General features: G+C 74.6%; 9 protein-coding genes. 2 read left to right on the forward strand and 7 right to left on the reverse strand.

Annotated features, from left to right (window positions below; all coding sequences use genetic code 11):
- Position 1 precedes the first annotated feature (1 nt).
- Both ACFYO8_RS01105 and ACFYO8_RS01110 read left to right on the forward strand, forming a co-directional pair.
- Positions 2-433: a hypothetical protein gene (locus ACFYO8_RS01105; RefSeq protein ID WP_387256622.1), complete on the forward strand. Its 432-nt coding sequence runs from the start codon at positions 2-4 to the stop codon at positions 431-433.
- A gap of 173 nt (positions 434-606) precedes the next feature.
- Positions 607-2838: a S8 family serine peptidase gene (locus tag ACFYO8_RS01110; RefSeq protein ID WP_387256623.1), complete on the forward strand. Its 2232-nt coding sequence runs from the start codon at positions 607-609 to the stop codon at positions 2836-2838.
- On the opposite strand, the gene ACFYO8_RS01115 is transcribed toward ACFYO8_RS01110, so the two are convergent.
- The 7 genes from ACFYO8_RS01115 to ACFYO8_RS01145 all read right to left on the reverse strand — a co-directional run bounded on the left by ACFYO8_RS01115 (position 2839) and on the right by ACFYO8_RS01145 (position 26929).
- A complete protein-coding gene (locus ACFYO8_RS01115; RefSeq protein WP_354864185.1) occupies positions 2839-3738 on the reverse strand; it encodes a GlcNAc-transferase family protein in 900 nt (299 codons plus the stop codon).
- Positions 3735-4673, reverse strand: a complete 939-nt coding sequence (locus tag ACFYO8_RS01120; protein ID WP_387256624.1) for a hypothetical protein — start codon at positions 4671-4673, stop codon at positions 3735-3737. The genes ACFYO8_RS01115 and ACFYO8_RS01120 overlap by 4 nt, the downstream gene beginning before the upstream one ends.
- Before the next feature lie 124 nt (positions 4674-4797).
- The gene (locus ACFYO8_RS01125) at positions 4798-5718 is read right to left on the reverse strand and encodes a hypothetical protein (protein ID WP_387188653.1); all 921 of its coding nucleotides are present in this window, start codon (positions 5716-5718) and stop codon (positions 4798-4800) included.
- The gene (locus tag ACFYO8_RS01130; RefSeq protein WP_355095954.1) at positions 5715-6218 is read right to left on the reverse strand and encodes a type VII secretion system-associated protein; all 504 of its coding nucleotides are present in this window, start codon (positions 6216-6218) and stop codon (positions 5715-5717) included. The genes ACFYO8_RS01125 and ACFYO8_RS01130 overlap by 4 nt, the downstream gene beginning before the upstream one ends.
- A complete protein-coding gene (locus tag ACFYO8_RS01135; RefSeq protein ID WP_355095956.1) occupies positions 6215-6577 on the reverse strand; it encodes a type VII secretion system-associated protein in 363 nt (120 codons plus the stop codon). The genes ACFYO8_RS01130 and ACFYO8_RS01135 overlap by 4 nt, the downstream gene beginning before the upstream one ends.
- 62 nt (positions 6578-6639) lie before the next feature.
- Complete coding sequence (locus tag ACFYO8_RS01140) at positions 6640-6963, reverse strand: YrhB family protein (protein WP_355095958.1); 324 nt, start codon at positions 6961-6963, stop codon at positions 6640-6642.
- A 79-nt stretch (positions 6964-7042) separates the two neighbouring features.
- A complete protein-coding gene (locus ACFYO8_RS01145) occupies positions 7043-26929 on the reverse strand; it encodes a DUF6531 domain-containing protein (protein ID WP_387256625.1) in 19887 nt (6628 codons plus the stop codon).

Below are 26929 nucleotides of genomic sequence, written 5' to 3' on the forward strand. Positions count from 1 at the left end.
AATGAACACCGTGGAAGGACTAGTCTGCTTCGGCATCGTGGCCGCACTGATCGGCGTTCTCGTCTGGCAGTTCATCGAGACGCGGAACGCCACCGCGACCACGATCGTCGACACCACGTGCGATTCCGCCCTGGCCGCCGAGGTCGTACGAGGAGCCTTCGGTGGTCCCCGCGCTGTGTTGTGGACCGGCACGAACGGACCGGGAATGATCAATATGCGGCGGCGTGGAATCCGAGGTGGGATCACCATGTCCATCGACATCGAACCACACCCGGGCGGGGGCTCCCGGTTGGAGATGTGGGCCTCGGAGACAGCCGTGTACATGGGGATCCTGGTGAACTTCGCCGGTGTGGTCAACCGGCGGAAGACGGCGATCGGGCGGATGCTGGCCGCCGCGGAGAGCGCCAAGGCCTCGGGCAGCTTCGGACAGTGACACCGGAGCGGTGAATCCGGCACATCCGCGGAGGAGGTAGGCCCTCCGCGGATGACCGCGTACTCGACTGGAGCGTCCCCACCGGTGCACCGCCGCCGTGCGTCGGGAGTCGGCGGTGCTAGCCTGCCCGTCTGGTAAGGACAGTCTTCTCGACCGGGCTCAAGAGTGGATCGATGACTGATGGTTCGGACGCCCGGCGTTCGCGGTACCGCGGCGACCACGCCCGTGACCAGCGCCGGCACCTGTGGTGGTGGCGGGTGACCCGGACCGCACCGGCGGTGGTCCGGGCCTCGCTCGCCGCCGTCGTCGCGGTGGCAGTGCTCGCGCTGGCCCCGCTCGCCCAGGCGGCCCGCGCCGACGGTGACCAGGTCAAGTACTACACGGTCGAGGCGACCCACCAGGGCGAGCCGGAGAACCTCACCGAGATCGCGGAGCGGTTCCTCGGCGACGGCTCGCGAGCCGCCGAGCTGTTCGCCCTCAACACCGGCCGGATCCAGCCGGACGGCGCCACCCTGACCGACGCCTCCCGGCTCCGGGCCGGCTGGGTGCTCGTGCTGCCGTGGGACGCGTACGGCAGCGAGGTCCGCCAGGGCGTCCCGCCGGCGGCGAAGCCGGCACCCGGCGCGTCCACGCCGGCCGGGCGGCAACCGGCCGCCGACGGCGACGCGGCTGTCCGCCCGCCGAAGGGGTGCCGCACCGCCGCGACGGCGCGTGCTCAGTCACAGTGGGCCGGCCTGCGCGTCGCCGCGGACCAGGCGTGGCCGCACAGCCGGGGCCGGGACCAGCTCGTGGCCGTCGTCGACTCCGGCGTCGCCGGCAGCCTGCCCTCACTCGCGGGCCGCGTGACGACAGGCGTCGACCGGGCGGCCGGCGGCGCCCGCGGTGACACCGACTGTCTCGGCACCGGTACGGCGATGGCCGGTCTGATCGTGGCGCAGCCGGTGAAGGGATCGGCGGTGGCCGGGGTCGCGCCGGACGCGGCGGTCATGCCCGTCCGGGTGGCGGGCCGGACGCCGGGCGCCTCGACCGCGGCGAGCGTCGCGGGGATCCGGGCGGCCGTCGGCTCCGGCGCCTCGGTCATCGCGCTCGGGCCGCAGGTGGACCTCGGTCAGGCCGAGGTGGTGTCCGCCGTGAACGACGCGGTCGACAAGGGCGCGGTGGTCGTGGTGGGCGCCGCCGGCGAGGCGGCGCCGCCGGACCCGGACGTGCCACTGCACGACGCCGTGCTGCGCGTCGGCGGGATCGGGCCGGACGGGGGCACGGCCGAGCGCTACCGGTCCGGCGGCGTGGACGTGATGGCGCCCGGCGTCGACGTGACCAGCCTCGGCATCGCCGGCGCGCGGCCGGTGAACGGCACCGGCACGCACCTCGCCGTCGCGTACGTGGCCGGGCAGGCGGCGCTGATCCGGTCGGCGTACCCGGACCTCGACCCGGCGCTGGTCCGCAACCGGGTGCTGAAGACCGCGAAGACCACCGGTGGCGTCGCGCCGGAGATCGACCTGACCGCCTCCGTCACCGCGGTGCTGCCCGAGGAGGCGCCCCGAGCGCAGGCGGCCGAGCAGGCGTCCGGCTCCACCACCGGGATCGGCCGCCGGGCGGCGTTGCTGGCGCTCGCCGGGCTGGCGGCGCTCGCCGCCCTGCTGCTGGGTCTGCGCGCCCGCCGGTCGGCGCGGAGCGGTGCCGGGCGGCCGGAGGCGGCACCCGCCGGGGCCGAGACGGCACCGCCGTCCGTCCACACCGGCAGGACGGACCTCGCCGCGACCCGGACCGATCCGGCCGTGGCCGCCCCGGTCACCGTCCGGAGGGGCGCCGATCCGGCCCTCGCCGGCCCGGCCGTCGCGGATCCGGCCCGAACCGGCCCGGCCGTCACCGACCCGGACCTCGGCGGCCCGGCCGTCATGGATGCCGTCGACACCGATGCCGATGACACCGCTCCCGGCGACGCCGTTGCGGCCGGTGCCGGGCCGGACGTGACGGCGGCGGTGGCGGAGTTGAGCCGCGACCCCGCGCTGCGGCACCTGGCCGCCGACGAGGCGGGGATGGCGTACCTGGCCGAGACCCGCGCGGAGGCGCGAGAGAAGGCGCTCATCGGCCTGGTGCCGGGCATGGACGACGACACGGTGGCCGCGCTGCCGGCCATGGTGACGGCGCTGCCCGGCACCGACGAGCAGGAGCAGTCGCTCACCGGTGTCCTGGTGGACGTCCGGCGTCACCTGCGCGGCGACCCGCTCGCGCTGGACCGGGCGCTGGTCCGGGCCGGGAAGGTCCGGTGGCAGTCCCAGTACGAGCTGGCCGAGCACGTCACGTCGTACGCGCGGCAGCATCCGGAGCTGGCCCGGCTCGCCACCGCCATCGTCGAGACCCGCTGGTCGAGCGGGGCCGGTGAGCCGGCGCGGGGGAACTGATCAGAGCAGCACGAGTTCCTGGGCCAGCATGTCGGTCCAGGTGCGCCGGGTGAAGTTGCAGCCGGTGTGCGCCACGAACTGCTCCAGGGTGCGTACCGGCCCGATGCCGAGCCGGTCGGCCGGCGGGGTGTGCAGCATGTAGAGCACCCGGCGGCGGCTCAGCTCCTCGTAGCGGGCCCAGTCGGACTCGACGTGGTCGCTCCAGTGCCGCGGCCGGTCCTGCCGGATGTAGTAGTGCCAGGTCAGCACCTCGGTGGGGTGGAACAGGTCGTAACCCCACGTGAAGGCGCGCAGCGCCAGGGTGATCTCCTCGCCGTGGAAGTAGATGCCCGGGTCGTAGGGCACCTCGGTGACGAACGAGCCGGGCGCGAAGAGGAACCCGGCGGCCAGGAACAGTGCCGGCTTGGGCGGTACGCCGGGCGCTGCTCCCTCGATCAGACGCTGGCCGAAGACCGGCACGCCGAACGTCGTCCAGTCGCTGACGACGATCTCGGCGGGCGCGCCCGCGCCGGTGAACTCCTGGTCGGGCTCGTAGCTCGGCGGGTACGCGGTCAGGATCGGCTTCGCCGCACCGGTCTCCCGCGCCATCCGGATCAGCCGGACGTCCCAGTCCGGCGCGAACCGGGTGTGGCTGTCCACCTGCAACAGCCAGTCCTCGCCGTCGTACCGCTGGAACGTCCGGTCCCGGGCCCAGCAGGCGCCACGGCTGTCCCGGGCGTCGTGCTCCTGCACGTCGACCTGTGGCAGGTCCCGGATGGCGGAGATGTCCTCGTCGCCCAGGTGCTGCCAGCACACCGCGATGCGGACGTCCTCCGGGTGCGCCGCCTTGCCCAGGCAGTCCAGCACCGTCGGCACGAGTTCCGGGTCCCGGTAGGACGCGATCGCCACGAAGATCGTCACGCCTCCGCCTCCGCCTCCGCCGGGACGAGGGCGTACGACTGGAACAGCAGCGCCAGCGCGCGGTGCTCGTCGGCGGGGTCGGTGACCGGCGGCAGCCCGCCGCGCGACCGGATGTGGGCCAGCAGGTCCGGCTCCGGCGCCAGGCCGTACTCCTGGAGGTAGTAGGTGACGGACTCGGGCCAGAGCCACCGCCCGTCGGTGCGGTAGGTCATCGGGACGACCCGCCCGCGTTCGGGCTCCACCACGTCGGGACCGCGTGCGGTGGTGGCGAGCACCGGTGTGCCCGCGTCGAGGTACGTGGCCGCCCGGGCGAGATCGGTGCCGGAGAGCCGTTCGTGGTCCGGCGCGAAGCGTGCCCCGTCATCGTCCACCTCGTCGAAGACGCGGGCGATCCGCGGCGGCGCGGTGTCCCGGTCGGCCCAGAGCAGCGCGCCGGACCGGCGGGCCGCCGCGGAGTACGGCGGCAGCTTGTCGCCGGGCCGGTACACCTCGACCAGCGGCGCCGAGATCCCGGCCGCGGCCAGCGCCCGCATCACGGTCGCCGCCGTCACGGCCTGCGGCCCGTCCGTCTCCAGCAGGTAGACCGGCGCGGGCGGGATCACCGCCGCGGCCCACTCCGGGGCGATCCGCCATCCGCGCCACAGCGCCACCGCGCCGGGCTGCTGCCGCGCGGCGGCGACGGCGACCCGGTCGGTGTCGTCCATCAGGCCCTCGCGGCCGGTCAGGTCGGCCAGCGGCGGCACCCGCCCGCCGAAGACACGCGGATTCGGTACGGCCGACGCGAACGTGAACGGCAGGTCGACCGGGCCGGGCGGCTCGGGCAGGATCACCGTGCCGGTGTCGGCGAGCCGAAGCCGCGCCTCGGCGAGCAGCGCGTCCGGCACCCGGCCGCCGAGGTGCAGCAGCTCGGTGTGCAGGTGGTCCTGGTCCGTCATCCCCGGCCTCCTCGGGTCCTCGTCGGCGGGTGTCGGCATTCGACCACGCCGGCCGCCGGGAGCGCCGCGCGACGCCGGGGCTCGTGCCCGAGAGACACCGCGACCGGGGCCGTTCGTGCACCCGTCAGAGCGCTCCGGCGCGTACCAGCGTGGCGAACGCCCGGTGGACGGCGACCGCGCCGGCCGGCGCGGGCGGATCGGCCCGGCACCGCCGCAGGTGCCACAGCAGACCCTCGTCGGCCAGCGCGCCCTCGTCGAGCAGCCGGTCGGCCACGTCGGCCGGCCAGACCCACACGCCGTCGGTACGCAGGTGCGCGGTCAGGGCGGGCGTGGACCGCAGGTGGGTGACGAACGGCGCTACCTCGTCGTCGTCGACCGGCATCAGCGCGTCCCCGTCGGCGGCCAGGCGTACCTCGACGGGCGGTTCCGGGGCCCAGATCAGCGCGGACCGCGATCGGGCCGCCCACTGGTACGCGGGCAGCGGCAGGTCGTGCCGGTAGACCTCGACCGGCGCGGCGTGCCCGGCGTCGGCGAGGACCCGCTGCCCCCGGTCGGCGATCACGGGCAGCTCGTCGTCGGGCGCCGTCGCCTCGACCAGGTAGACGCGCACCGCGTCCACCGTGTCGTCCGGTCCCGGCGTGAGCCGCCAGCAGCGCCACACCCCGGCGGTGTGCGCCGGGTCCAGCACGTCGAGCAGCACCCGGTCGAGGCCGTCCACGGTGCCGCCCGCTGTCTCGTCCACCACCGGCGGCGCGGCCGTCGCGTACAGCGGCAGGTCGGCCGGCGGGAACGGGATGAACACCGCCGCCGGGTCGGCGTCCACGTCCTCGTCCGCCGCCGGGCCGGGCAGCAGCGGCGTCTCCGGGGGCAGCAGCGCGGTCAGTGTCGCGATCTCGGCCGCGGACTGCGGGAACGCGCCGAGCAGCCCGGCCGCGCAGGCGCCCCGGTCACCGCGGGCGAGCCGTGCGCGCAGGTCGGCGAGTTCCCGGTCCGGGATCCGGCCGGCGGCGCGCAGGCAGAGCAGGTGCAGCGGGCCGGCGCTCATCGCGTCGCCGCCGTCTCGCGCAGGAAGGCGGCGGCCAGCCGGGCCGGCGCGGTGCCGCCGGGGTTGACGAGCGCGTCGCGTTCACCGGCCACGGCAACCAGTTCCGGCAGGTCCAGCAGCCGCCAGCCGGGGGCGGGCACCCGCTCCCGGTGCGGCTCGCCGGTGGCGACCACCACGCACCGCTCGTCGTCTTCGACCGGCACGACGAGTGGCCGCCCGTCGCCGTTCACCGCCAGGTGCAGGGTGGACGCGCGCAGCACCGCCGGCAGGTGCGCCGGCTGGGCCGCACCGGCGGCGATCAGGCGCAGCAGCGCGTCCACCGGGTCGGTGGGGGAGTCCGGGAAGTGGGGGAGGTAGTCCGGGTTGTGCCGGAACTCGCCCACCTCGCCGTCCTCACCCACCTGCCACCCGCCGAGGACCGCCTCGAACGGCGGTTCGCCGTCCTCTTCGCCCGCCGGCCATTCCGGGTCGAGCAGGAACAGGAACTCCTCGTCGCTCATCCGGTGTCCTCGTCCGCGAGCAGGAGCGCGTGCCAGACGAGCGCGGCGGCCAGCCGTACCGGCTCGGGGCCGCCCGGGTCGACCAGGACGTCGATGCCGTCCGGGAGCAGCTCGGCCAGCTCGGCCGTCTCGACCGGGCGCCACTCCGGCGCGAAGGTACGCGCCCGCTCCTCGGCCGAGGTGGCCACGGCCACGCACCGTACGTCGTCGAAGGAGGTGACGACGAGCGGGCGGCCGTCGCCGTTCATCGCGAGGTCGAGCCGGGAGCCGCGCAGCGCGGACTGCACCTGCTCGATCGGGGCGTCGCCGCGCATCATCCGGCGCAGCAGCGAGCCGAGCGGCTCGGTGCTGTCGGTCATGGTTCCTCCAGGTGGCGGCGGCCCGCCGCTTCGCACGGTCGCGGCGGGCCGTCCGTCCGGGCTCAGGCGAACGGGTCCGGTGCGGCCGGTACCGGCACCGCGGGCAGCCCTTCCCGCGCGGCGTACTCGTTGAGCCAGCGTTCCAGCGGCGGGCCGGACGGCGCCACCCAGGGCTCGGCGCCGTTCTTCGGCACCACCAGCGGGCCCACCGCGAGCGTGTCCATGATGTTGCCGGTCTCGGTGGCCCGGACCGTGTTGAACGGGTACACCCAGCACCACTCGTACTCGGCCGGCGCGGCCGGGGCGAGCAGCCTCAGCGGCTGCGCCGGGTTCTCCAGCCGGCGCAGCGCGGCCTGCGCCCGGGTGCGGGCGTCGTCGGCGTTCATCGGGTAGTCCTTCTCTGTCGATGGTGGTCGGACGGGGTGCCCGCCCCGGCCGCCGTGACGGCCGGGGCGGGCCGGCGGATCACCGCCGGGGTACTGGCGCGGTCCGCGGCTCCGGCAGGGGCCCGCCGGACGAGGTGGTCACCGCGGCCCTGTTCACCGTCTCGGTGACCACCCGGCCGGCGGGGTCGTGCTCCGGCCGGATCTGCGAGTCGTCGTCCGCGGTGGAGACGGCCCGTCCCGCCGCGTCGTACGCGAACCGCGTCACCGACTCGCCGGTACGCCGCTCCACCACCCGGCCGAGCACGTCGTACGCGTAGCGCGTGATCTCGCCGGCCGCGTCGGTGCGCTCGACGAGCTGGCCGGCGGCGTCGTAGACGTACCGCTGGGTGCGGCCGTCGAAGTCGGTCTCGGACACCATCCGGCCGTTCGGGTCGTACGTGTAGCTCCACGTCGCACCCGCCGGGTTGGTGACACGGACCAGCCGCAGCTCGGTGTCGTACGCGTACTCGGTGCGGTTGCCCTCGTCGTCGATCTCGGCCGTGACCAGGTCGAACGCGCCGTACTCGCGGAACGTCCGGCGGCCGGTGGCGTCGACCCACTCGACCAGGTTGCCCTCGCCGTCGTAGAGGAACTCCTCGACCGAGCCGTCCGGGTTCTCCCGCCAGGCCAGGTCACCCTCCAGCGTCCAGCCGAACTCGGTGAGACCGGTGTCGTCCTGCATGCTGAACAGGCGGCCGAGCGCGTCGTGGATGTACTCCGTCTCGCCCTGCCCGGTGCTCACCGAGGTGATCTGCCGGGCCGCGTCGCGCACGACAGCGGTCGGGCCGACGTGGGTGGTCGTGCCCCGGCCGTCGGCCGCCGGCTGCTCGAAGCGGACCACCTCGCCGGAGGCGTCCACCTCGGCGATCAGCAGGCCGTCCGGGCCGAACTGACGGTTACGGGTGCTGCCGTCGAAGTCGGTCCAGGACACCGCGCGACCGAGTTCGTCGTACGTGGTGACGGACCGGCTGCCGTCCGGCCGGGTGACCGAGACCAGCCGCCCGAACGCGTCGTACTCGCTCGTGGTGGTGCGGCCCAGCGGGTCGGTCGTGGACCGCAGGCGGTACGCCTCGTCCCAGACGTTGCGCGTCGTCGCACCGAGCGCGTCGGTCTCCGCGACCACCTGGAAGCGGTCGTTGAGCTCGTAGACGCGCACCGCGCCGAGCGAGTCGGTCACCACCGTGCGGCCCGGCTGGTAGTCGAACCGGTAGCGCAGGTAGCCGCCCCTGCCGTCGGTGGCCACGCACCGGCCGGCCTCGTCGTAGGTGTACGTGTACCACTCGCCGTTGCGGTCCTCCCAGCGCACCAGCCGCCCGTCGGCGTACGTGAAGCGCTCGGGGTCGCCCGAGGAGTTCGTCACCTCGATCAGGTTGAGGTCGCCGTCGTAGCCGAACTGCGACGCCACCATGAGGTCACCGGCCGCGTTGGGCAGGGAGACCATCGTGACCAGCCCGGCGGACGAGGTGAACGCGATGGTGGCCCCGGTGGACGACAGCAGCCGCGTCGGCGTACCCCGGCGGTCGCGGACGATCGTCCAGCGGACGCCGCCGTCGGTGACGTCGGTGAGCACCGACTCGGTGCGCGACGCCGCGGCGAACAGCAGGCTGCGGCCGGACGTCGGATCGGTCAGCAGCCAGCCACCGCCCACCAGCCGGCGCAGCGGCAGCCTCCGGCCGGTCTCCGGCTGCGCCACCTCGCCCTCGGCGGGCAGCGGATACGTGAGCAGCGAGCCGTCGGCGGCCAGGTACCGGACCCGATCGCCGTCGACGATGATCCGCTGGTCCAACGTGGAGGCCCAGGCCCGGCCGAACGACCGGCCCCACCGGTAGTCGGAGCGGTAGGTCCGCTCCAGCGTGAGCCCCGGCATGACCGCGTCGGTGTGGGTGAGGATCATCCGGCCGGTGGTGACGTCGATCGGGTCACCCACGGTGGGCGTCTGCGCGGTGGTCTTCGCCACCGCCTCCGGCGCCACACCGGCGAACGTCTCGGTGGTCGGCGAGAAGTCGGCCATGTCGACGTCGCTGTCGGCGTCGCGGACCGAGGTCATGTCGACGTCGCTGTCGCTGTCGGCGTCGCGGACCGAGGTCATGTCCACGTCGCTGTCGCTGTCACGGACGGAGGCCATGTCCACGTCGCCGGCCGGGCTCGGAACCGGGTCGCTGGTCCGGATCAGGACGACGGAACCGTCCGGCCCGATCTGCGGCAGCGTGGCCAGACCGGGCACCTGGGCGTCCTCGAACGTCACCCGGCCCCGCGAGTCCTTCACCACGTTCACCACGTGCCCGACGGTGCCGGGACCGCCGGTGCGGAAGCCGACGATGCCGGTGGTGCCGTTCGGCATGGCGCCGAGCGCGTCCACCAGCCCTTGGAGGGTGCCGACCTCGTCGACAGCGCGCCCCGGATACTGCTTCTGGAGTTCGTTCAGGTCCCTCGGGCGCGTCTGCGGCGGGATCTGGCTGACCAGGCCGGACTGCCGGTAGCCGTCGACCGCGATGGTGAGCGTGATGCAGTCGTTCTGGTTGCCGGCGGCGCGGGACTGGTGGATCTGACGCAGGTGCCGCCGGTCCGCGTCGTCGAGCGTCGCGAGGTCGGCGGCGGTGTCGCCGGTCGCGCCGTGCGAGTTGGCCGCCATGATCTGCAACGTCGACCCGTTGCTCAACGGGACGGGACGCGACAGCGCGTCCCGGAAGGTGTCGAGGATCCGGGCTTGTGCCTGCGGGTCGCCCTGTGCCGCAGCCAACTGCTCGGCCAGCGGCGTGGTGGTGTCCGCCGGGGTCGCGGCGGGCGCCGGGCCGAGGCCGGCCGGAGCGGTCTGCGGTGCCTGGAAGCCGTACTCCTGGCGGCGGCCCCGGCGGTGGCTGCTGCCGCCGGGGCGTCTCTGGTCCCGTGGGCTGCGCGACCTGTCGCTGCGGTCCCGGCGGCCGGTGCCGGTTTCCGCGTCGGCGCCCTCGTACTCGCGCGGGACGATCCGCTGCGGGCGGCGCGGGCCGGTGATCAACTGGTCGGGCCGGGGGCGGTCCGCCGGCGGGACGTAGTCCTCACTGGCATAGCCCACGCGGGCCGGGCCGTACCAGGAACCGACGTTCTCCCAGTAGTGCCGCGCGCGGCCGGAGCGCGCCAGGGAGTGGATCTCCTGGAGTGCGTTGGCCAGTTCGTGACGCTCCTGGGTGTAGCCGCGCGCCTCCTCGGCGAACGAGACCACCGCGGCGAACTCCCGCCCGGCCTGGCTCTCGATGGAGTCGGGCGACGCCAGGCCCCGGAGGAAGTTCGCGATCTGGCCGGCGGTCCGCCGTCCGCCGTCCCGCTCCGCGCCGATCCGGTCGCCGAGTCCGGTTCCGTCGGCCCTGTTGTACGGGCGGTTGCCGATCATCGGCTCGTTGAAGTGCAGATCCCGGTTGCTGCGGGGGCCGGTGCGCGGCGCGTATCCGGTGCTCGTCCGGATGGTTTCGCGGATGCCCTGGTAGCTCTGGTACGCCGACGTGGACGTGTCGGCGAGCGTCGCCTGCGAGGCGAAGCCGACGTTGTCGAACCAGGACTGGGCCTGTGCGGTGATCTGGCCGATCGACGTGTTCGGCGGCGGCGGTGTCGGGGTCTCCCGCAGCGCCCAGCCGCGGGAGGGCACGCCGTCCGAGTCCTCGGCCTCCTCGGTCACCCAGGTCGGCATGCCGTAGAGCGCGCTCGGCGGCGGCGGTGCCGGGTTCGTGGGCAGGCTGCTGGGCGTCTGGTCGGAGGGCGCGGCGAGCGCCGGTTCCACGGTGGCCAGCGGGTGCGGCGTCGTCGGGGCGGGCGTGCAACTGGTCAGGCCCAGCGGGTCGGCCACGGTGAGCGGGTCGGAGACGTACGCGGTCGGGTTCGGGCCGCCGGACAGGCCGAGCGGGTCGGGGCTGACGTACCGGCCGGTGGCCGGGTCGTAGTAGCGGAACCGGTTGTAGTGCAGGCCGGTCTCGGCGTCGACGTACTGGCCGGGGAACGCCAGCGGCATCGCGGTGCGGTCCGCGCCGCGTCCCCACAGGTCACCCCGCGACCACCAGCGCAGCCCGCCGCCCGGCTCGACCAGGTGGGTCGGAGTGCCGATGGTGTCGGTGACCACCGCGCGGACCGCGCCGTCGTCGGTCTGCGCGACCGGCACCGGCGCGTCCGGGCGGTAGTCCCACGTGGTCGTGGCGGTGGCGCCGGCGGCGTCGCGGTGCGTCTGCTCCAGGATCAGGTCGCCGGCCCAGGCGAAGGTCACCTCCTCCAGCACCTGGTCGCCGTCGCCCAGGCGCTGCTTGGCGATGCGCCGGCCGAAGCCGTCGTAGCGGTAGCGCCAGCGGTCGCCGCCGGGGGTGACGGCCAGGACCATCCGGTCCTCGGCGTCCCACTCGAAGCGCCACGCGCCCGCGCCGTCGACCCGGCCGGTGAGACGGCCCTTCGCGTCGTAGGAGAACGACGCGTCGTCGGAGCGCACGAGCATCGTGCCGGTGAACTCCCAGCGCCCGCCGCCGGCGCCGACCAGGTTGCCGGCCTCGTCGTAGTCGTAGCGCTGGGGGGCGTCGCCGTCGACGGCCCGGATCCGGCCGGTGTCGTCGGCGGTGAACGTCAGGTCACCGGCGAGTGAGTCGGCGATCGCGGTGACGCGGTCGGCGTCGTCGTAGGCGTAGCGGCGTTCGGCGCCGCCGGCGATGTGCTGACCGGTGAGCCGGCCAGCCGCGTCGAACGTCTGCCGCAGCGCCACCAGGCCGCCGATGGTCCGGCCGATCTCCCGCCCGGCGTCGTCGTGGGTGAAGCCGAGCAGGTGCTCGCCGGCGGTCAGGCTCGCCGGGCGGCCGTCGGCGTCGAACGTCCACCGGCTCGACCGGCCCGACGGCGTGGTGCGCGTCTCGACCGCGCCGGAGGCGGTGTACGAGGTGCGCACCGTCCGGCCGTTGATCGTCTCGGACACCACCCGGCCGTTCGCGTCGCGGGTGAAGCGCACCTGCGCGTCCGGGCTGAGCACGGCCGCGACGTGACCGTCGGCGTCGTACTCGACGCGGGTGACGGCGTCGCCGGCCCGGCGTTCGACGACCCGGCCCAGCGCGTCCCAGCGGTAGCGGGTGACGGCGCCGGTGGCGTCGGTGTGCGCGACCAGCCGGCCCGCGGCGTCGTGCTCGTAACGCCGGGTACGGCCGTCGAAGTCGGTCTGCCCGCTCAGCCGGCCGGCCGCGTCGTACTCGTAGCGCCACGCCTGACCCGCCGGATTGGTCACCGCTGTGAGCCGCAACTCCGTGTCGTACGTGAACTCCGTGCGGTTCCCCGCCTGGTCCACCCGTGCCGTGGGCAGATCGAAGGGGCCGTACTCGAAGCTCACCGCCCTTCCTGATGCGTCGATGACGTCCACCAGATTCCCTTCACCGTCGTAGAACCACCGTTGCGTGGAGCCGTCCGGGCGGGTCCGCCACGCGAGGTCCCCCTCGGCGGTCCAGCCGTACGTCGTGACCGCGCCGTCCGGGGCCCGGGTCGCCCGGACCCGTCCGAGCGCGTCGAACTCGATGTCGTCCGCGGGCACGGGCGGCCGGCGCGGCGGGACCGGACGGGTCGAGCCGTCCGGGAGGGTGAGCGTGCGCGTGTCGTGGTCGAGCCGGGTGACGCCCCCGAGCGGGTCGGTACGCGACAGCAGCCGGTGCGCCGCGTCCCACTCCTGCCGGACCGTTGCGCCCAGCGGATCGACGATCGCGGTGACCCGGCGGTGCTCGTCGTACTCGTACCGGGTCACCTGGCCCAGCGAGTTCGTCACGTGGGTGACACCGTCGTGGTAGCGCAGGGAGTAGCGCAGCCAGTCGCCACCGCCGCCGGCCCGGACGCAGCGGCCCGCCTCGTCGTAGTCGTACCCGAACCACTCGCCGTTGCGGTCCTGCCAGCGCACGAGCCGGCCCGCCTCGTCGTAGCGCAGCCGCGTCTCGTGGCCGGAGGAGTTGCGTACCTCGACCAGGCGCCGCCTGTCGTCGTAGCCGAAGGTGGGCAGGTGCACCACGTCGTCGGCGGTGTCGTCACCGGCGCGCACGTGCGCGCCGACGACCAGCCCACCGGCCAGGTGCGGCACCACGACGAGGCCGGACGAGGAGAGCAGCAGGGCGGGGGTGCCGTCGGCGGAGCGCTCGATCCGCCATCCGGCGCCGTCGGTGACGACGTCGGTGAGCCAGGCGTCGCCGTGCGCGTCGGCCGGCGCGAACAGCAGCGACCGGCCCCGCTCGCTGAGCAGCCAGCCGCCGCCGGCCAGCCGGCGCAGCGGCCCGCCCGGGCCGACGACCGGCAGCGCCTCGCCGCCCTCGGCCGGCATCGGGTACGTGCGGATGGAGCCGTCGGCGGCCAGGAAGCGGGCGTACGTGTCGTCGGTGACGACGCGCTGGTCCAGCGTGGAGGACCAGGTCGGGCCGAAGCACCGGCCCCACCGGTAGTCGGAGCGGTGGGTCCGTTCCAGGGTGAGCCCGGGCAGCCGCGCGTCGACCTCGGTGTAGACGACCCGGCCGGTGGTGACGTCGACCGGGTCGCCGACCACAGGGGCCTGCGCGGTGGGGGTGGCCACCTCGGCGGCCGGCACGTCCACCGGCGGGGTCGGGGCCGGTGGCCGGGCCACCTCGGCCTCGTGCGCGTGGTAGGCGTCCCACCAGGCGTTCTCGGCCTCGGTCAGGGCCCGCTCGGCCTCGGCGACGGCCTCCGGAGTCGTGTCCGTCCGGGACGTCAGCCCGTCCAGGCGGGCCGCCGCCTCCGACATCTTCTTCGCCGCGTCCGCGACGGCCAGCGCGGACGCGCGCAGCGCGGGGGAGAGGTCCCGGCCGGTGGCGTCCCGGGCCGCCGCCTCGTCCAGCCGGACGACGAAACCGCCCGGCACCCGCACCTCGGTGCCGCCCCGGTGCCGACCGTCACGGGAACGGGCGATGAAACGGAACTCGACGTCGTACTCGACAGCGGCGGTGATCTTGTCGTCCGGGTCGGTGCGCCGGTCCGGCTTGCCGGTCGCGCTGACCGCCACCGTGCCCTCGTCCTTCACCTGGGCGCCCGGGTCGGTCCGGTAGAGCTGCTGCTCGACGAGCGAGGAGGCGTTGACGGCGGCGAAGTCCTGCCGCTCGCCCACCCGGCTCGCGCCACCCGGATGACCGACCCCGCCGACGACGAGCGGCCCGGCCGTCTTCACCGTGAGTGAACTGCCCGCTGTCTGCTCGTACTCGGTGTCCGCGTTGCGCTTCGCCGAGCCGCCGATCTTCACCGTGGCGTCCGCGCGCAGGAGGGTGGGACGGGCCACCAGGCGGGCGTCGAGGAACAGGTCGCGGCCCAGCCCGGCCGGCATCGGCAAGGGGAACGCGCCGTTCAGCATCGCCGGCAGCGCCTTGCTCCGGCTCACCGTCAGGGTGCTGCGCAGCGCCGCGTCGACGTCCCGGCCGGGGTCGGCGCCGGAGGCGATGAGCGCCTGCCGGGCCGCCTCGTGCAGGCCGGGCAGGTCGACCAGGACGTCCTGGACGGCGAACCGGCCCGGCTCGGGCAGCCGGTCGAAGCCGGCCGCCTCGCGCCACTGTCGCCGGCCCTCGTCGGTGGTCTGCCCGGCGGGCACCGGCGTGACCGGACCGGAGACGGCAGGTGGCCTGCCCTCGGTCCCCGAGTACGTGGTGACGTCGCGGACCGCCTGGATCGACACGCCGCCCTCGGGCAGCCCGCGTCCGGTGACGGTGACGGTCAGGCGGACCGGCCCGCGGTACGTGGGCACCGGGCCGGACACGGTCAGCGACTGCTCGTACGTCCGGCCGGTGCGCTCGGTCGTCTTGGTGTTCTGGTTGCCGAGGGCGGCGGTGCCGCTGAGGCCGGCGGCGACGGTGCCGGAGGACGGGCCGTGCCCGGTGGCGCGGGTGGAGTCGTCCTGGACCCGGTCGGTCTCGGTGCCCTGCCCCCGTGCGGTCAGCGTGACCTGCGCCGCCGTCCGGGAGGTGGTGCGGGTCTGCGCCTCGCCGACGACCGAGCGGTCGGTGACCGACAGCTCGTCGACCAGCGCGATGCCGGTGAAGCTCGGCTTCGCCACCGGCTCGGCGGTCAGCGTCACGTGGTACGTGGCGCCCCGGAACCGCCGTTCCACCCGTACCGTGTCGCCCCGGCCGCCGTTGAGCGCGTCGGCCAGGTGCAGGTGCGCGGCGCCGAGGAACCCGGTGCTGCCGAGCCCTCGGATCGGGTCGCCGGGGCCGCGGTCGCGGGTGGTGGGCAGGATCGCCTGGGCGAGTTCCTCGCTGGACTCCCGGGCCAGGGCGCGCCGCAGGTGCGGGATGCGGTCGGTGAGGTCGACGTGGGTGGTGACGCCGCCGATGCCCAGCGATCGTTCCGGCGCGGGCCGGAACTCCGGTTGTGCCGCGTCGGCCGGTGTGCCGGGGCCGGCCGCCTCGTCGTCCTGCCGCTGCTGCGTCTCGCGTTCCAGGTCGCGTTCCCGCTGCTGCTGCTCGGCCTGCGCGGCCCGCTCCTGTTCCTGCGCCGCCAGCAGCGCCTCCGTGGCCGCTCTGTGCGCCTCGGTCAGCTCACCGAGTTCACGCCGGTGGCGTTCCTGGAGATGGGTGAAGGAGCGGTCCACAAGTTGCCGGGCCGCCTCGCCGACGACGCGGTCCCGGTGGACCCGGTCGACGTACGCGCGGGCGTCGCGTAGCTCGGTGTGCTGCCGGCGCAGCCGGTTCCCGCGTTCCGTGTCCTGTTCGCGCTCCATCCGGGCGAGCTGCTCGCGCTGGTCCGCGCGCAGCGTCTCGGCGTCCTCCGCGTGCCGCAGTTGCAGGCGCACGTCGGCGGTGCCGTGCCGGCGGACGCGGTCGCGGTCCTGGAGTCGCTTCAGTTCCGCCGGGGTCATCCGCATCACGACCGCGCCGGGCAGGGTGAGTCGCCGGCCGGCCCGCCGGGCCGCCGACCCGGGCCAGCGTCCCAGCGGACGCAGGTTGCTGTCGTGCCGGGCCTCGGCGACCACCTCGGCCTCGACGTCCACCTGTACCAGCAGCTCGCGTTCGGCCCGGCCGCCGCTGAGGCGCAGCTTGGCGACCCCGGAGGCGCTGCGCTCGCTGATCCGGCCCCAGGCCCGCCGCCACGGCGTGACGGACAGGATGACGGCGCCACCGGGCCGGCCGGTGCTGCCGCCGTGGTCGGCGACCGGCCCGCTGACCGACGCCACGCCGGTGCCGGAGACGCTCAGCTCGACCGCGCGGGCGCGTGTGGACTTGCGGGCGGTGCCGCTGGCGAAGGTCCGCTTGATCCGGGCGAACTCGGCGCCGTCGAGCACCCTCGGGTTGGTCGGGCTCAGCCGTACCCGTACGTCGGCGCGGGCGTCGGCGGCCCGGCGGCCGTGCCACAGGTTGCTCAGTGCCAGCGGGCGGCTGAACAGCTCGGCGTCACCGGTGAGGCGCTCCGGTGACAGCTCGTCGGCGACCACAGTGGAGACGCGGCCGTCCTCGACGGCGTACACGTCGTCCCGGGCCGCCTCGCGCAGCGTCTCGACCACCGCCTCCTGCAACCGGTCGGCGCCGACGAACGACTCCACCGGGCGTCCGTCGAGGTCGTGCGGTCCGCCGGTCATCCGGCTCAACGCGGGCGGGTACGCGATGGTGTGCACGTCGCGGGGGGCCGGGCTGGGCTCCGCGTCCGGGCGTTGCCGGGAGACCCGCGTCTCCGGGACGAGCATGCGCACGTCGAGGCGGTGCGTGCGGGGACGCTGCTCGGACGAGGCGACGACGGTGGGCACGTCTCGGCCGTACGTCCCGAGGGAGAGCTGCCGCCCCGCCTGGTTGACCCGCACCGTGGACCGGGTCGTGACGGTCAGGTCGAGGGTGGCGGCGAACTCGCGCAGCCGTACCCCGGTGGGCTTGCCCTCGTCGTCGAGCGCCGGCCCGTGGTCGCTCTCGGTGGACTGCCCGCCGGTGACGGCGCTCTCGTCGGTGGTGCCCCAGGTGACAGCGGCGCGCGGCCCGCCGAGCAGTGTCGAGGCGGCCTGGCCGAGCGGGCCCAGGACGCGGGGTTCAAGGCTCAGCTCGGCCGACCGGCTGTCGTCGCGGGCGCTGGTCACGGTGGATCGGGCGGTCCGCTTGTCGGCGGTGCCGATCTTGTCCTGGTCGAGCAGGTCGCCGTCGGACACGTCGCCGAGGCTGCCCCGGATGGTCACCACCGTGACGTGGTCGTGGAACGTGCCGGTGCGGATCAGCGGGATCTTCAGCCCGGGCCCGACGATCCGGTCCGCCAGGTGACGCAACTGGTCGGGGGAGAGCTGGGTCTTCAGGTCCGTGTCCCGGTTCAGCGCCGCCTGAAGCTCGGGGGTCAGCCCGTCGGCGAGCCGCGCGTCGCCGAAGTGCCGCAGCATCTCCTCGGGCGTGGCCAGGCGGAACCGGCTGTGACCGGGCGTCGAGCGGACCGCCTCGACGACCGTCTCGTAGAGGCTCCGGTCGCCCACCCGGGTCAGGTACGCGCCGCCGAACGACTGGCCCTGCTCGACGCGGGCCGGTGCGAAGTGGGTGCGGGCGGCGCCGCGCCGTCCGCGCCACTCCCGGCCGTTCGGGTCGAGCGCGGTGCCGGGCAGCCGGTCGCCGGTGGTCCACTGGAGCGCGTCGACGGAACCCGACAGCATCCGCGGCGCGCGGCCCAGGACGCGCACCTGCACGCCGTACTCGACCCGGTACCGGACACCCGGCGCGGTGCCCGTCACCGTCTGCTTGCCGCCGGTCCGCTCGGCGATCGTCTGGGTGGCGCCACGCTCCCGGCCGCCGCCGGCCCGCGGCCCCACGACCAGGCTCAGCGGCGCGGCGTCCACCCCGGCGCCGCCGAGACCCCACAGGCCCCACGGCCGCTTCGTGGTGGCGCCGCTGGTGCCCTCGCCGGCGAGCGCGGCCGTGTCGATGTGCGTCACCCCCTCGACCCGCTCCACCTCCTCGACGTGCCGGGCGACCAGCCGGACCTCGACCTGCCGGGCGCGGCCCGGGAAGAAGCGCCGCCAGCCGGTGCGCGCGGCGCGCGGCAGCGCACCCGACCGCACCCAGCCGTCGTGGACGTTGGCCGGGTCGGTGACCACCATCTTCGGCAGGCTGCCGGAGAACGACGCCGTGCTGAGCAGCTTCTGCATCACCGGGCGGCCGGGTGCGCCGATCCGGACCAGGTCGGCCATGCCGTCCTCGGCGAGGATCGCCTCCACCTGGTCGAAGAACGTGGCGTCCGGCTCGGCCGGCCGGCTCCGGACGCTCTCCACTCCGAACCGGTCCGGCACCGGCGCGCCGAGCGTGCTCTCCGCGGCGGCCGGCGCGGTCGCGTCCCCCGTCCGCAACCCCGTGTGTACGGCGAGAGCGACGGTGCCCGAGGCCTCGACCGGTCCGGCGGCGGGACGGCCGGGCCGTACGAGCCGGGCGACGAACCGGATCGGCACCGTCACCTCGGTCAGCCCGTCGACCTTGACCGTGGTGGTGGACGTGAACGTGTCCTTGTGCTCGGTGGAGTGCTCGGTGACAGGCGCCGTCGGCATCGAGCCGCCGACGCCGACGACGACACCGGGCATCGCGGTGACCGTCGCCTTCGGCTCGACCCGCTGGTCCCGGTTGTGGCGCAGCTTGTGGGTGAGGTTCTCCCGCGTCTTGGCGGTGACCTTGCGCTTGTCGTCACGGGCCCGGTCCACGGTGAGCGCGTCCCAGTCGAGGACGGCGGTGACCCGCAGTTCGGCCGGGCGCCCGCCGACAGTGACCGGGTAGGGGCGGCCCTCGCCGAGGAACTGGTCCACGTCGTCGCGGCTGTCCGCCGCCACCGCGTCGATGACGTCGTCGGCAAGGCCGGGGTCGAGGGTGCGCAGCGCCGCGCCGAGATCCGCGTTCTCGGTGGCGCGCAACTGCTCGGCGAGCCCGAGCGTCCGGCTCTCCCGCAGGTAGGACGACAGGCTCCGGCGTACCTCGTCGGAGGACGGCAGCGGCGCTGTGGTCTCGGTGGCCGGCGACGTGCCGTCCGCGGTGTCCTCTCCGGTGGTGGTCTCTCGTGCGGTGTCCCGTTCGGCGGTGGTCTCGCCTGGGGTGTCCTCCGCGGCGGTGGTCTCGTCCTCGGCGCTCTCTTCTGCCGTGGTGTCGTCGTCGGTCGACCGGGTGGCCGGGTCGTCGGCCGGCGCGGACGTGGCGAGAGCGTCGTCGTTGTCGCTGTCGTCGCTTCTGCCGCTGCCGCTGTCGCTGTCGCTGCCGCTGCCGCTGCCGCTGTCGTGATCGCCGAAGTCGCCGTGGCCGTCGCCGTCGCCGAACAGGTCGAAGCCGCCGGAGTCGCTGTCGCTGTCGGTGTCGCTCGCCGTGGCCGGCGGTGGCACCCGGCGTGCGTAGGTGACGTGGCCCGTCGGGTCGATCGTGCGGACCAGCTCCAGCCGGCCGCGCGGCCTGGCGCCGACAACGGGATGGTCGCGCGGCGGCCCACCCTGGTCGTCGTACACGATCAGGTGCACCTGGGTGCCGCGGGCGGCGGCGAACTCGACCACGTCGTGCGCGTTGGCGATGCGCCGCCGCTCGGCGTCGTCGATCGGCGTGTCGCGGCGCTGCGGTCCGGGGTCGGGGGCGAGCACGGCGCGGACGAAGTGGCCGTTGTCGTACGGGTTGCGCTGCCGCATCGCCGCGGCCTCGTCGAGACTCATCGCGTCCCGGCCGGCGCGCAGCGTGCGCATCCGCAGGTCGTCCGCGTCGTCGCCGGGCAGCTCGGCGGCGATCGTGTCGTAGAGGGAACCCGGTTGCCGGCCGAGCCCGCCGCGGTCAGCGACGGCGGTGGCGGCGGCGAACTCCTGCTGGACGGTCCCGGAGTCGTCGGACGTCGCCAGCAGGTGCGCGGCGACGAGGCGCTGGCTGTTCGGCAGGCCCACGGTCCGCGCCGGCCGCGCCGGATCCAGGTCAGGGTCGACGGCGGGTGGGACGTCCGGTGCCGGGGCGGCGCCCGGTGCCGGCAGCGAGACGGCGGTGAGGTAGCGGTTGTGCGGTTGCGCGCCGAGCTGCCGGAGCTGCTGCGGCGTGAGCGTCTGCTGCCACGTCTGCGAGCCGGGTGCGACCTCGGTGGGCGCGGCGAACGGCTTCGGGGCGGCGACGGCCGGCTTGCGCAGTTCGGCCCGGTACTCCTTGAAGCCGGTGCCCTCGGTGTAGAACAGCTGCCGGTTGACGTTCGTCGGCACGGCGTGCGACTGCGGCAGGAAGTTGCCGACGGCGAAGTCGGCCGCGAGCCGGGACAGGTCGGTGGGCGTGGCGGCGCCCACGAAGTCCGTCATGAAGGCCAGATCGCGGTCGGGATGCCTGTTGTTCTGCGACTCGACCTGGACATCGACGGTGAGGACGTCCGCGGGCAGGTCGGCCGGCGTCGCCGCGCCGTGGGCGACGGCCAGCTCCTCGCCGTACGCCTGGTGCAGGCTCTCGGCCAGCATGAGGAACTCCGCGCCCGCCTCGCCGAACCGGACCTCGGGCCGGCCGAGGGTGAGCAGGCCGTCGACGAACAGGTTCGGCTCCGGCGAGTACGGGAGCATCGGGTGGACGGTGGCCTGCCGGTCCCGGGACCGCATGTCCTCGTTCACGGCGTCGGTGAAGTCCTGGACGAAGGCGTCCCGCCCGGCCTGCGTGTCGAACCTGGCGAGGGCCTCCTGGGCGGCGGTCAGCTTCTGCCGTTCGATCCCGAGTTCCCTGCGCGAGCCCGGGCCGCGTGCGGTGAGCTCCGCGATCCCCGCCTGGTGGTCGCTTACACGCCGTTCCAGCCGCTCCCGGGTACGCCGGATCAGCTCCTCGGTGTCGCCGACCCGGTAACCACCGGAGATCATCAAAGGCCGGGCCGGCGGCTCGTCCTGCGTTCCGGTCGACTCCGCGTCGAAGCGGGTCCGGGTGTCGATGCGGTCGAAGACGTGTGTGCCGTCGGCCGTCGTACGGGCACCCAGATCGAAGTCCTGGATCGACACGTACGGGTAGCGCGCGTCCTCGCGGGCCGGGCCGCCCTGGACGAGACCCTGGATCGCGGCCACCGTGTCGGGGTCGCGGAGCACCTGGTTGCGGGTGCGGCCGTACGGGAACTTGCCGCCCTTCGTGCCGACCGCGTAGCCGTTCACCGCGACCGGCACGTCGAGACCCTCCGCGAGCCGCGCGGCCCGGGCGACCGCGTCCCGGAAGGCGAGGTCGGGCACCTCGGCCGTGGTGTTGACGCCGAAGACGAACGCGACCGTGGTGCCGGGGGCGAGCCCTTCGGTGATGGCGCGGACCACCTCGGGGATCTGGTCGACGTCGTCGGCGGGCAGGATCGAGTTGACGACGAACCCGATCGGCGCTCCCTCGTCCTTGAGGACGGCGCTCTCCTGCCGGTAGTCGCCCGGACCGACCTCGCGGGTGTGCCGGGTCAGCTCGTCGAACCGCGCGTTGCGGGCGCCCGCCACCCGTACCGGCTCGAAGCGGACCGGCGCCGTCCGCGGCGGCAACCCGCCGCGGTCGGGCGAGAGCACGTCGCCCTGCTGACCGGCGATCCGGTCGACGTTGCGCGCCAGCAGCCCCGGATCGTGCTCCGGCGTGGTGGTCGCCATCAGCGAGGTGTCGCCCTGGACGAACGTGGGGTCCAGGGCGCGGTTCGCCACCTGGTACTCGTCGCGCAGGCCGAGGAAATGCCCGATCTCGTGCGCGAGATCGAGGTCGGACGAGTGCGTCGACCAGGTGGTCTGGGTGGTCGGTGCCGGAGTGCCGTGCAGCGCGACGGTGGCGTGCGCCTCGCTGGGCGTGGTCACGAACTCCACTGTGACGTTCAGTTGGTCGTCGCCGATCCGGAAGCCCTGGTTGTAGACGCGGTCGACCGCGTCGCGTACCCGGGTCTGGATGTCGGGCCGGGCGGACGCCGCCGTGTCGTCCCGCGCGTCGAGGAAGACCTTGACCGTGAAGTCCTGCACGTTACGGTCGCCGAGGTCCAGCACCCGATGGTCGTACGCGATGCGGTTGTCGACCGCGTCGAGGCGCGGGCGCGGGCGGTCGCCCGCCGGAAGGGGCAGACCGGCCTGCTCGTACGAGCGCGCCACAACGCCGGGCACCCGGGTGTCGGGATGGAGTCCCCGGTCGACGACGTCGTACGCGCTGGTGTTCGCGACCCGGTGCGGCGCGGTGTCGCGCTGCGCGGCGCGTGCCTGGGTGATCTCGTCGCGGGTCTTGGGCACGTCGAACCGGGGCGGCGGGACGCCCTGCTGACGCGCGGCGGTGTCGATCGGGGGCGCGCTCGGCGACGTGTCGGCGCGCGGGCGGGCCTCCGGGTCCAGCGGCAGCCCGGTGACCGTGGCCAGGGCCTGGTCGACCTGATCGGAGCCGGGCTCGCCGAGCGCCCCGCGCCACCTGTCGAAGTACGTGCGGACGGCGCCGTCGCGGTCCTCGACGAAGTCGCGCAGCGCGTCCGGGTCCGTTCCCGTACGGAGGTGGTGCGACGCCCGGGCGAGCAGCGTGCGGCCATCGCTCAGCCCGGGGTCGCCGCGGAACGACGCGGGCTCGTGCTCCCAGGGGCGGGTGTCACCGGCGGACGCGGTCACGGAGAGCGTGGGTCTGCCCGCCGCGAGCGACTCCTGCCAGGTGTTCGCGCCCTCGGTGGCCACGAACGTGGCGCGCTCGCGCAGCGCGGCCATCTGTTCCGGCGTGAGGTGGGGCAGGGCCACGATGTGGACCGGGTCCCCGGTCGGGGAGAAGGTCCGCTTCTCGTCACCGACCACGAGGACGACGGTCGGTCGGTCCTGCCGGGCGGCAGCCGTCAGCCGGCCGACCACGTCGCCGTGCTCCGGAGTGACCTGGGTCTTGCCGTAGTAGACGAGCACCACGTCCGTGCCCTTGTCGTCGACCAGGTCCGCGGGGCCGCCGGCCTCCGGACCGCCGGTGGCCCTGACGACCGCCGCGGCGCTCGGCGGCGGGGTCGCCGCCGGCCGGCCACGGTAGGACGGGACACCGGTCAGAATCCTGTCGAGATCCTTCACCGGTGCGTTCGGACTGTAGAAACGGCGGGGGAACTTGTCCCACAGGAACGGCTGGAGCGTGAGCAGGTCGTGGTCGCCGTAGGCGTCGCGTAGGTGGTCCACCCAGGCCTCCTGGAACCACTTCTCACGCTGCTCGTCGGTCATCTCCGACTGGTCGTGGTTCTTCGGCACGTCGACGGCCGGCAGCACGGTCAGGACCGTGCCCGGGGGAAGCGGGCCGACCTTGTTGAGGCGCAGGCCCTGGGTGTTGTTCTGCTCGTCCTCCGCCTTCTTCCGGAACCCCGGCTGCAGCTCCTTCTGCCAGCCGGCGGCCTGTGCGGCGCCGGGCCACTGCTTCGTCTTCCAGTTCACCTCCGTGCGGAGGGCGGCGGCGGGCGTCTGCTCGGCCGGCTGTTGCGGTCGCATGACGACGTCCATGTCGCCCCGGCGACCGGTCCACTCGCGGTGGAACAGGTCGTAGGAGCCCGTCGGGTCGTCGAGGTCGGCTTTCCGGCCGAGCTGCCCGGCGTAGTACGGCGTCTTGTTGCTGGGGTAGGTCAGCACGACGGTGCCCCGGTAGCCGGTCGCGGCCAGCCCGTCGAGCATGGCGACCGTCGCGGCCTGGTGACCCAGGCCCGGCGAACCCTGGTCGAGGACGTGCACTACCTGGTACTTCGCGGTGAGCCGCTGCCCGACCGCCGTCGGCACGGGCTGCTGCCGGGGTGGCAGCGTGGCTGCGGAGAGGTCCGCCGTGCGTGGGGCCGGATTCGGTCCGGTCGCCGGAGGCGACAGGAGCCCGGGCGCGCCCGGGGGCGGGGGCATCCCTGGGGGAGGCGGTGGGCCCGGAACACCCGGCGGGGGCGGTGGCACCAGGGCGGCCGGTGGTGGTGGCGGCGGTGGCTCCGGGGCGCGGGACGGGACCTGCGGGTTCGGGTACGGGTCCGGCGTCTGGTCGCGCGGCGCCTGCGGCGCCGGAAGGTCGCGCACCGGTCCCGCGGTCAGTGCGACGTCGTGGATCGTCGCCAGATCCTGCGCGGTGAGGTAGTCGACCGGCCCGGCCGAGGTCGCGGCCTGCTCCGGGGACGTCGGCAGGGTGGCGACGTCGACACCCATCACCCCCGGCCGGGGCGCAGTGGTGAAGAGGTGCTCGGGGGGCTGGTGACCCTCCTTGGCCCCGAGGTAGTGCATCACCTCGTGCACCATCACGGTCGGGCGGTCGCCGGTGTTCCACAGGTGCTGGTCGGTGCTCGCCCCGTTCTCCGAGGTCACCTCGACCGGCGGGTTCCGGCGCGGGTCGCCCTGCCAGTCGCGGGTCATGCCGTCGCGCCACGGCGGCGTGTCGACGACCAGGTCGATGTGCAGCAGGCGACCGTCGGGCAGCGTGTACCTGCCGTTGACCATCTCGTCGAGGGTGCGCTGCACCGTCTCCGCGACGTCGCGCAGCTCGCGCGGGGACATCTGGTCGTTCTTCGAGACCAGATCCAGGTGTACGTCGAACGACCGGTAGTCCCGGCCGTCGGCGGTGAACTCCCGGGTGGTGAAGTCGATCGTCGTGATCTCGCCGCGCAGCAGGTGCGTGCCGGGGACGACGGTGTTCTTCCAGGGCACGTACCGTTCGGTGCGCAGCCGTTTCGGCTCCGCGCTCGCCTTGGCCTGCTGGAACTGCGGGCTCGGCGTGGGCCGGGTGGGCGCGGAAAGGTCCGTGCCGGCGAGTGGCGCGGGAGGGGCCGGCGTCGGCTCGGCGGTCCCGTGCTGCTCCGTCGTCGGTCCGTCCGGCGTCGGCGTGGTGTCGACGGCACCCGTCTGCGGGTCGCCGGGCCGGTCCGTCCCCGTGCCGGGGCCGTCGGCGTGCACCTGAGCATCCGACGTGACGTCGCCCGGCGCGGCGGCGACCGGGCCGGGCGCCGCGACGACGGGCTCCGGCGAGGGCGGCGCGACGGCACCGGTATCGGTGGCCGGTGAGGCGGCAACGGCCGGACCGTCGACCGAGATGCCGCCGCCGGGCGCCAGCGGCGGCGCAGGCGCCACCGCGGCTCCGGCGACGTCACGCGGGGCACCGGTCGGTTGGCCGGTGGTCGTCGGATTCGACGACGTGCTCGTGATCGGTTGGCCGGTGCTCGGGGCGCCGGCCGGCGAACTCGTGGACGGTGTGCTGGTGGCTGTCGGCGAGCCGGTGCTCGGTGTGCCGGAGTCGGGCGTGCCGGTGGACGGTGAAGGGCCGGCCACCACTGCCGCCGGGCCGGCGGTGGTGCCGGGCGGGGTCACGGGTGCCGGCGCGTCGAAACCGGGAAGGCCGCCGCCGTGGGGCACGGTGACGTCGGCGACGGCGGCCGGGGTGCCGGTCGTGGGCGCACCGGTGCTCGCCGGGTTGCCGCTCGGCGCGCCCGTCGCGTCCGCGCGCGGTGTCGTTCCCTCGCCGCCCGTGACCGGGCCCGTGGCGGGGTCGCCGACCCCACGCGGATCGGTGCCGGTGCCCGGTCCCGCGGCGCCGAGCCCGCTCGGGCTCTGGCTCCCGGCGCCGTTCGGGCTCGTGCCGCCGCTCTGGGTGCCGCCGTGCGACCCGTCGCCGACCTGACCGCCGACGCCCGGACCATTCGCGGTCTGTCCGCCCGAGATCTGTTCGCCCGGGGCGCGGCCGTCGGCGGTCTGGCCGCCGGGGGTAGGACCGCCTGCGGTCTGCCCGCCCGGGACCAGACCATCGGAGGTCTGGCCGCCCGAGCCTCGGCCGGCCGAGGTCTGGCCGTCCGGGTCTTGGCCGCTGGGTGTCTGGCCGCCCGCAGTTTGACCACCCGCCGTTTGCCCGTTCGGGGTCTGGCCACCGGGGGTCTGGCCACCGGGGGTCTGGCCACCGGGGGTCTGGCCACCCGGGGTCTGGCCGCCCGGGGTCTGACCGGCCGGGGTCTGCCCGCCCGGGGTCTGACCGCCGGGGGGTTGACCGGCCGGGGTCTGGCCCCCGGCAGGCGGCCCCCCGGTGTTCGGGCCGCCCGAAGGCTGGGGACCCGGATCGCCGTTCTGACCGCCCGGGCCGGTGGGAGAGCCGGCGGGTGGGGGTACGGCTGGTCCGTCCACCGTCGTCGGCGGCGGCGTGGGCGCGGTGGTCGTGAGGTTCTTCGTCTCGATCGTCGGCGGTGGCGCCCCGGCACCGGCGCCGGGACCGTAGCTCTCGCCGACCACTGTGGCGTAGTGGTGGGCCATCCCGCCGATCATGGACGAGGTCATGGTGGCCCACGGGTTGAAGCCGCCGCCGCCGACCATCATGGTGAACAGACCCTCGAACAGCGTCTCGGCGAGCGCCGACAACCCTTCCCGCGAGAGGACGTTGTTGTTGATCTTCGGGAAGAACTTGCCGCCGATCATCTGGACGCCGCTGACGCCCGCCCCGATGAACGCGCCGCCGGCGAACGCTATCGCCAGATCCTTGTAGTCGAGGGACTTGCGGTTGCCCTCGATGATCTGGGTCACCTGGGCTGCGGCGCTCTGCCAGAGTTCCTCAAGGCCCTCCTGGAACGCCTCCCAGGCGAGCCGCATCAGCAGGTTCCGCAGCCGCTGGCGGAACAGGCTGATCAGAGCCCCGACGATCTCCTGCCCGATCCTGATCAGAGCGGGCACCGCCGCCGCGCCGAAGCCCGAGGCCAGCGCGATGGCGATCTCCACGACCTGGGTGAAGGCCGCGATGACGATGTTGTACTGGGTGTTCTCCGAGTCCAGCGCGAAGTTGTAGGCCGAGCCCCCCAGCGCCAGCGCGATGTTGCCGCCCGCCGGCACGTTCTTGGTGATTCCGACCTGGTACTGCTGGAACGCGTCCATCGCCGGGCCGGACAGGCTGCCGGCCAGTCCGTAGCCGAGGTTGGCGGTGGCGCCCATCCCGTTGAGGATGGTGCTGCTGAGCGCGTACAGCTCGTCGCCCATGGCCCGCAGGGCGGTGGGGTCGGCCTTCGGGTACTCCTCGCCGACGGCGACGAGGATCAGGTCGTACGCCCACTGCCACTGCGGGTCGTTGGGGATGTGGAAGTCGGGCAT

The organism is Micromonospora sp. NPDC005257 (assembly GCF_042872445.1).
Classification (GTDB): Bacteria; Actinomycetota; Actinomycetes; order Mycobacteriales; family Micromonosporaceae; genus Micromonospora.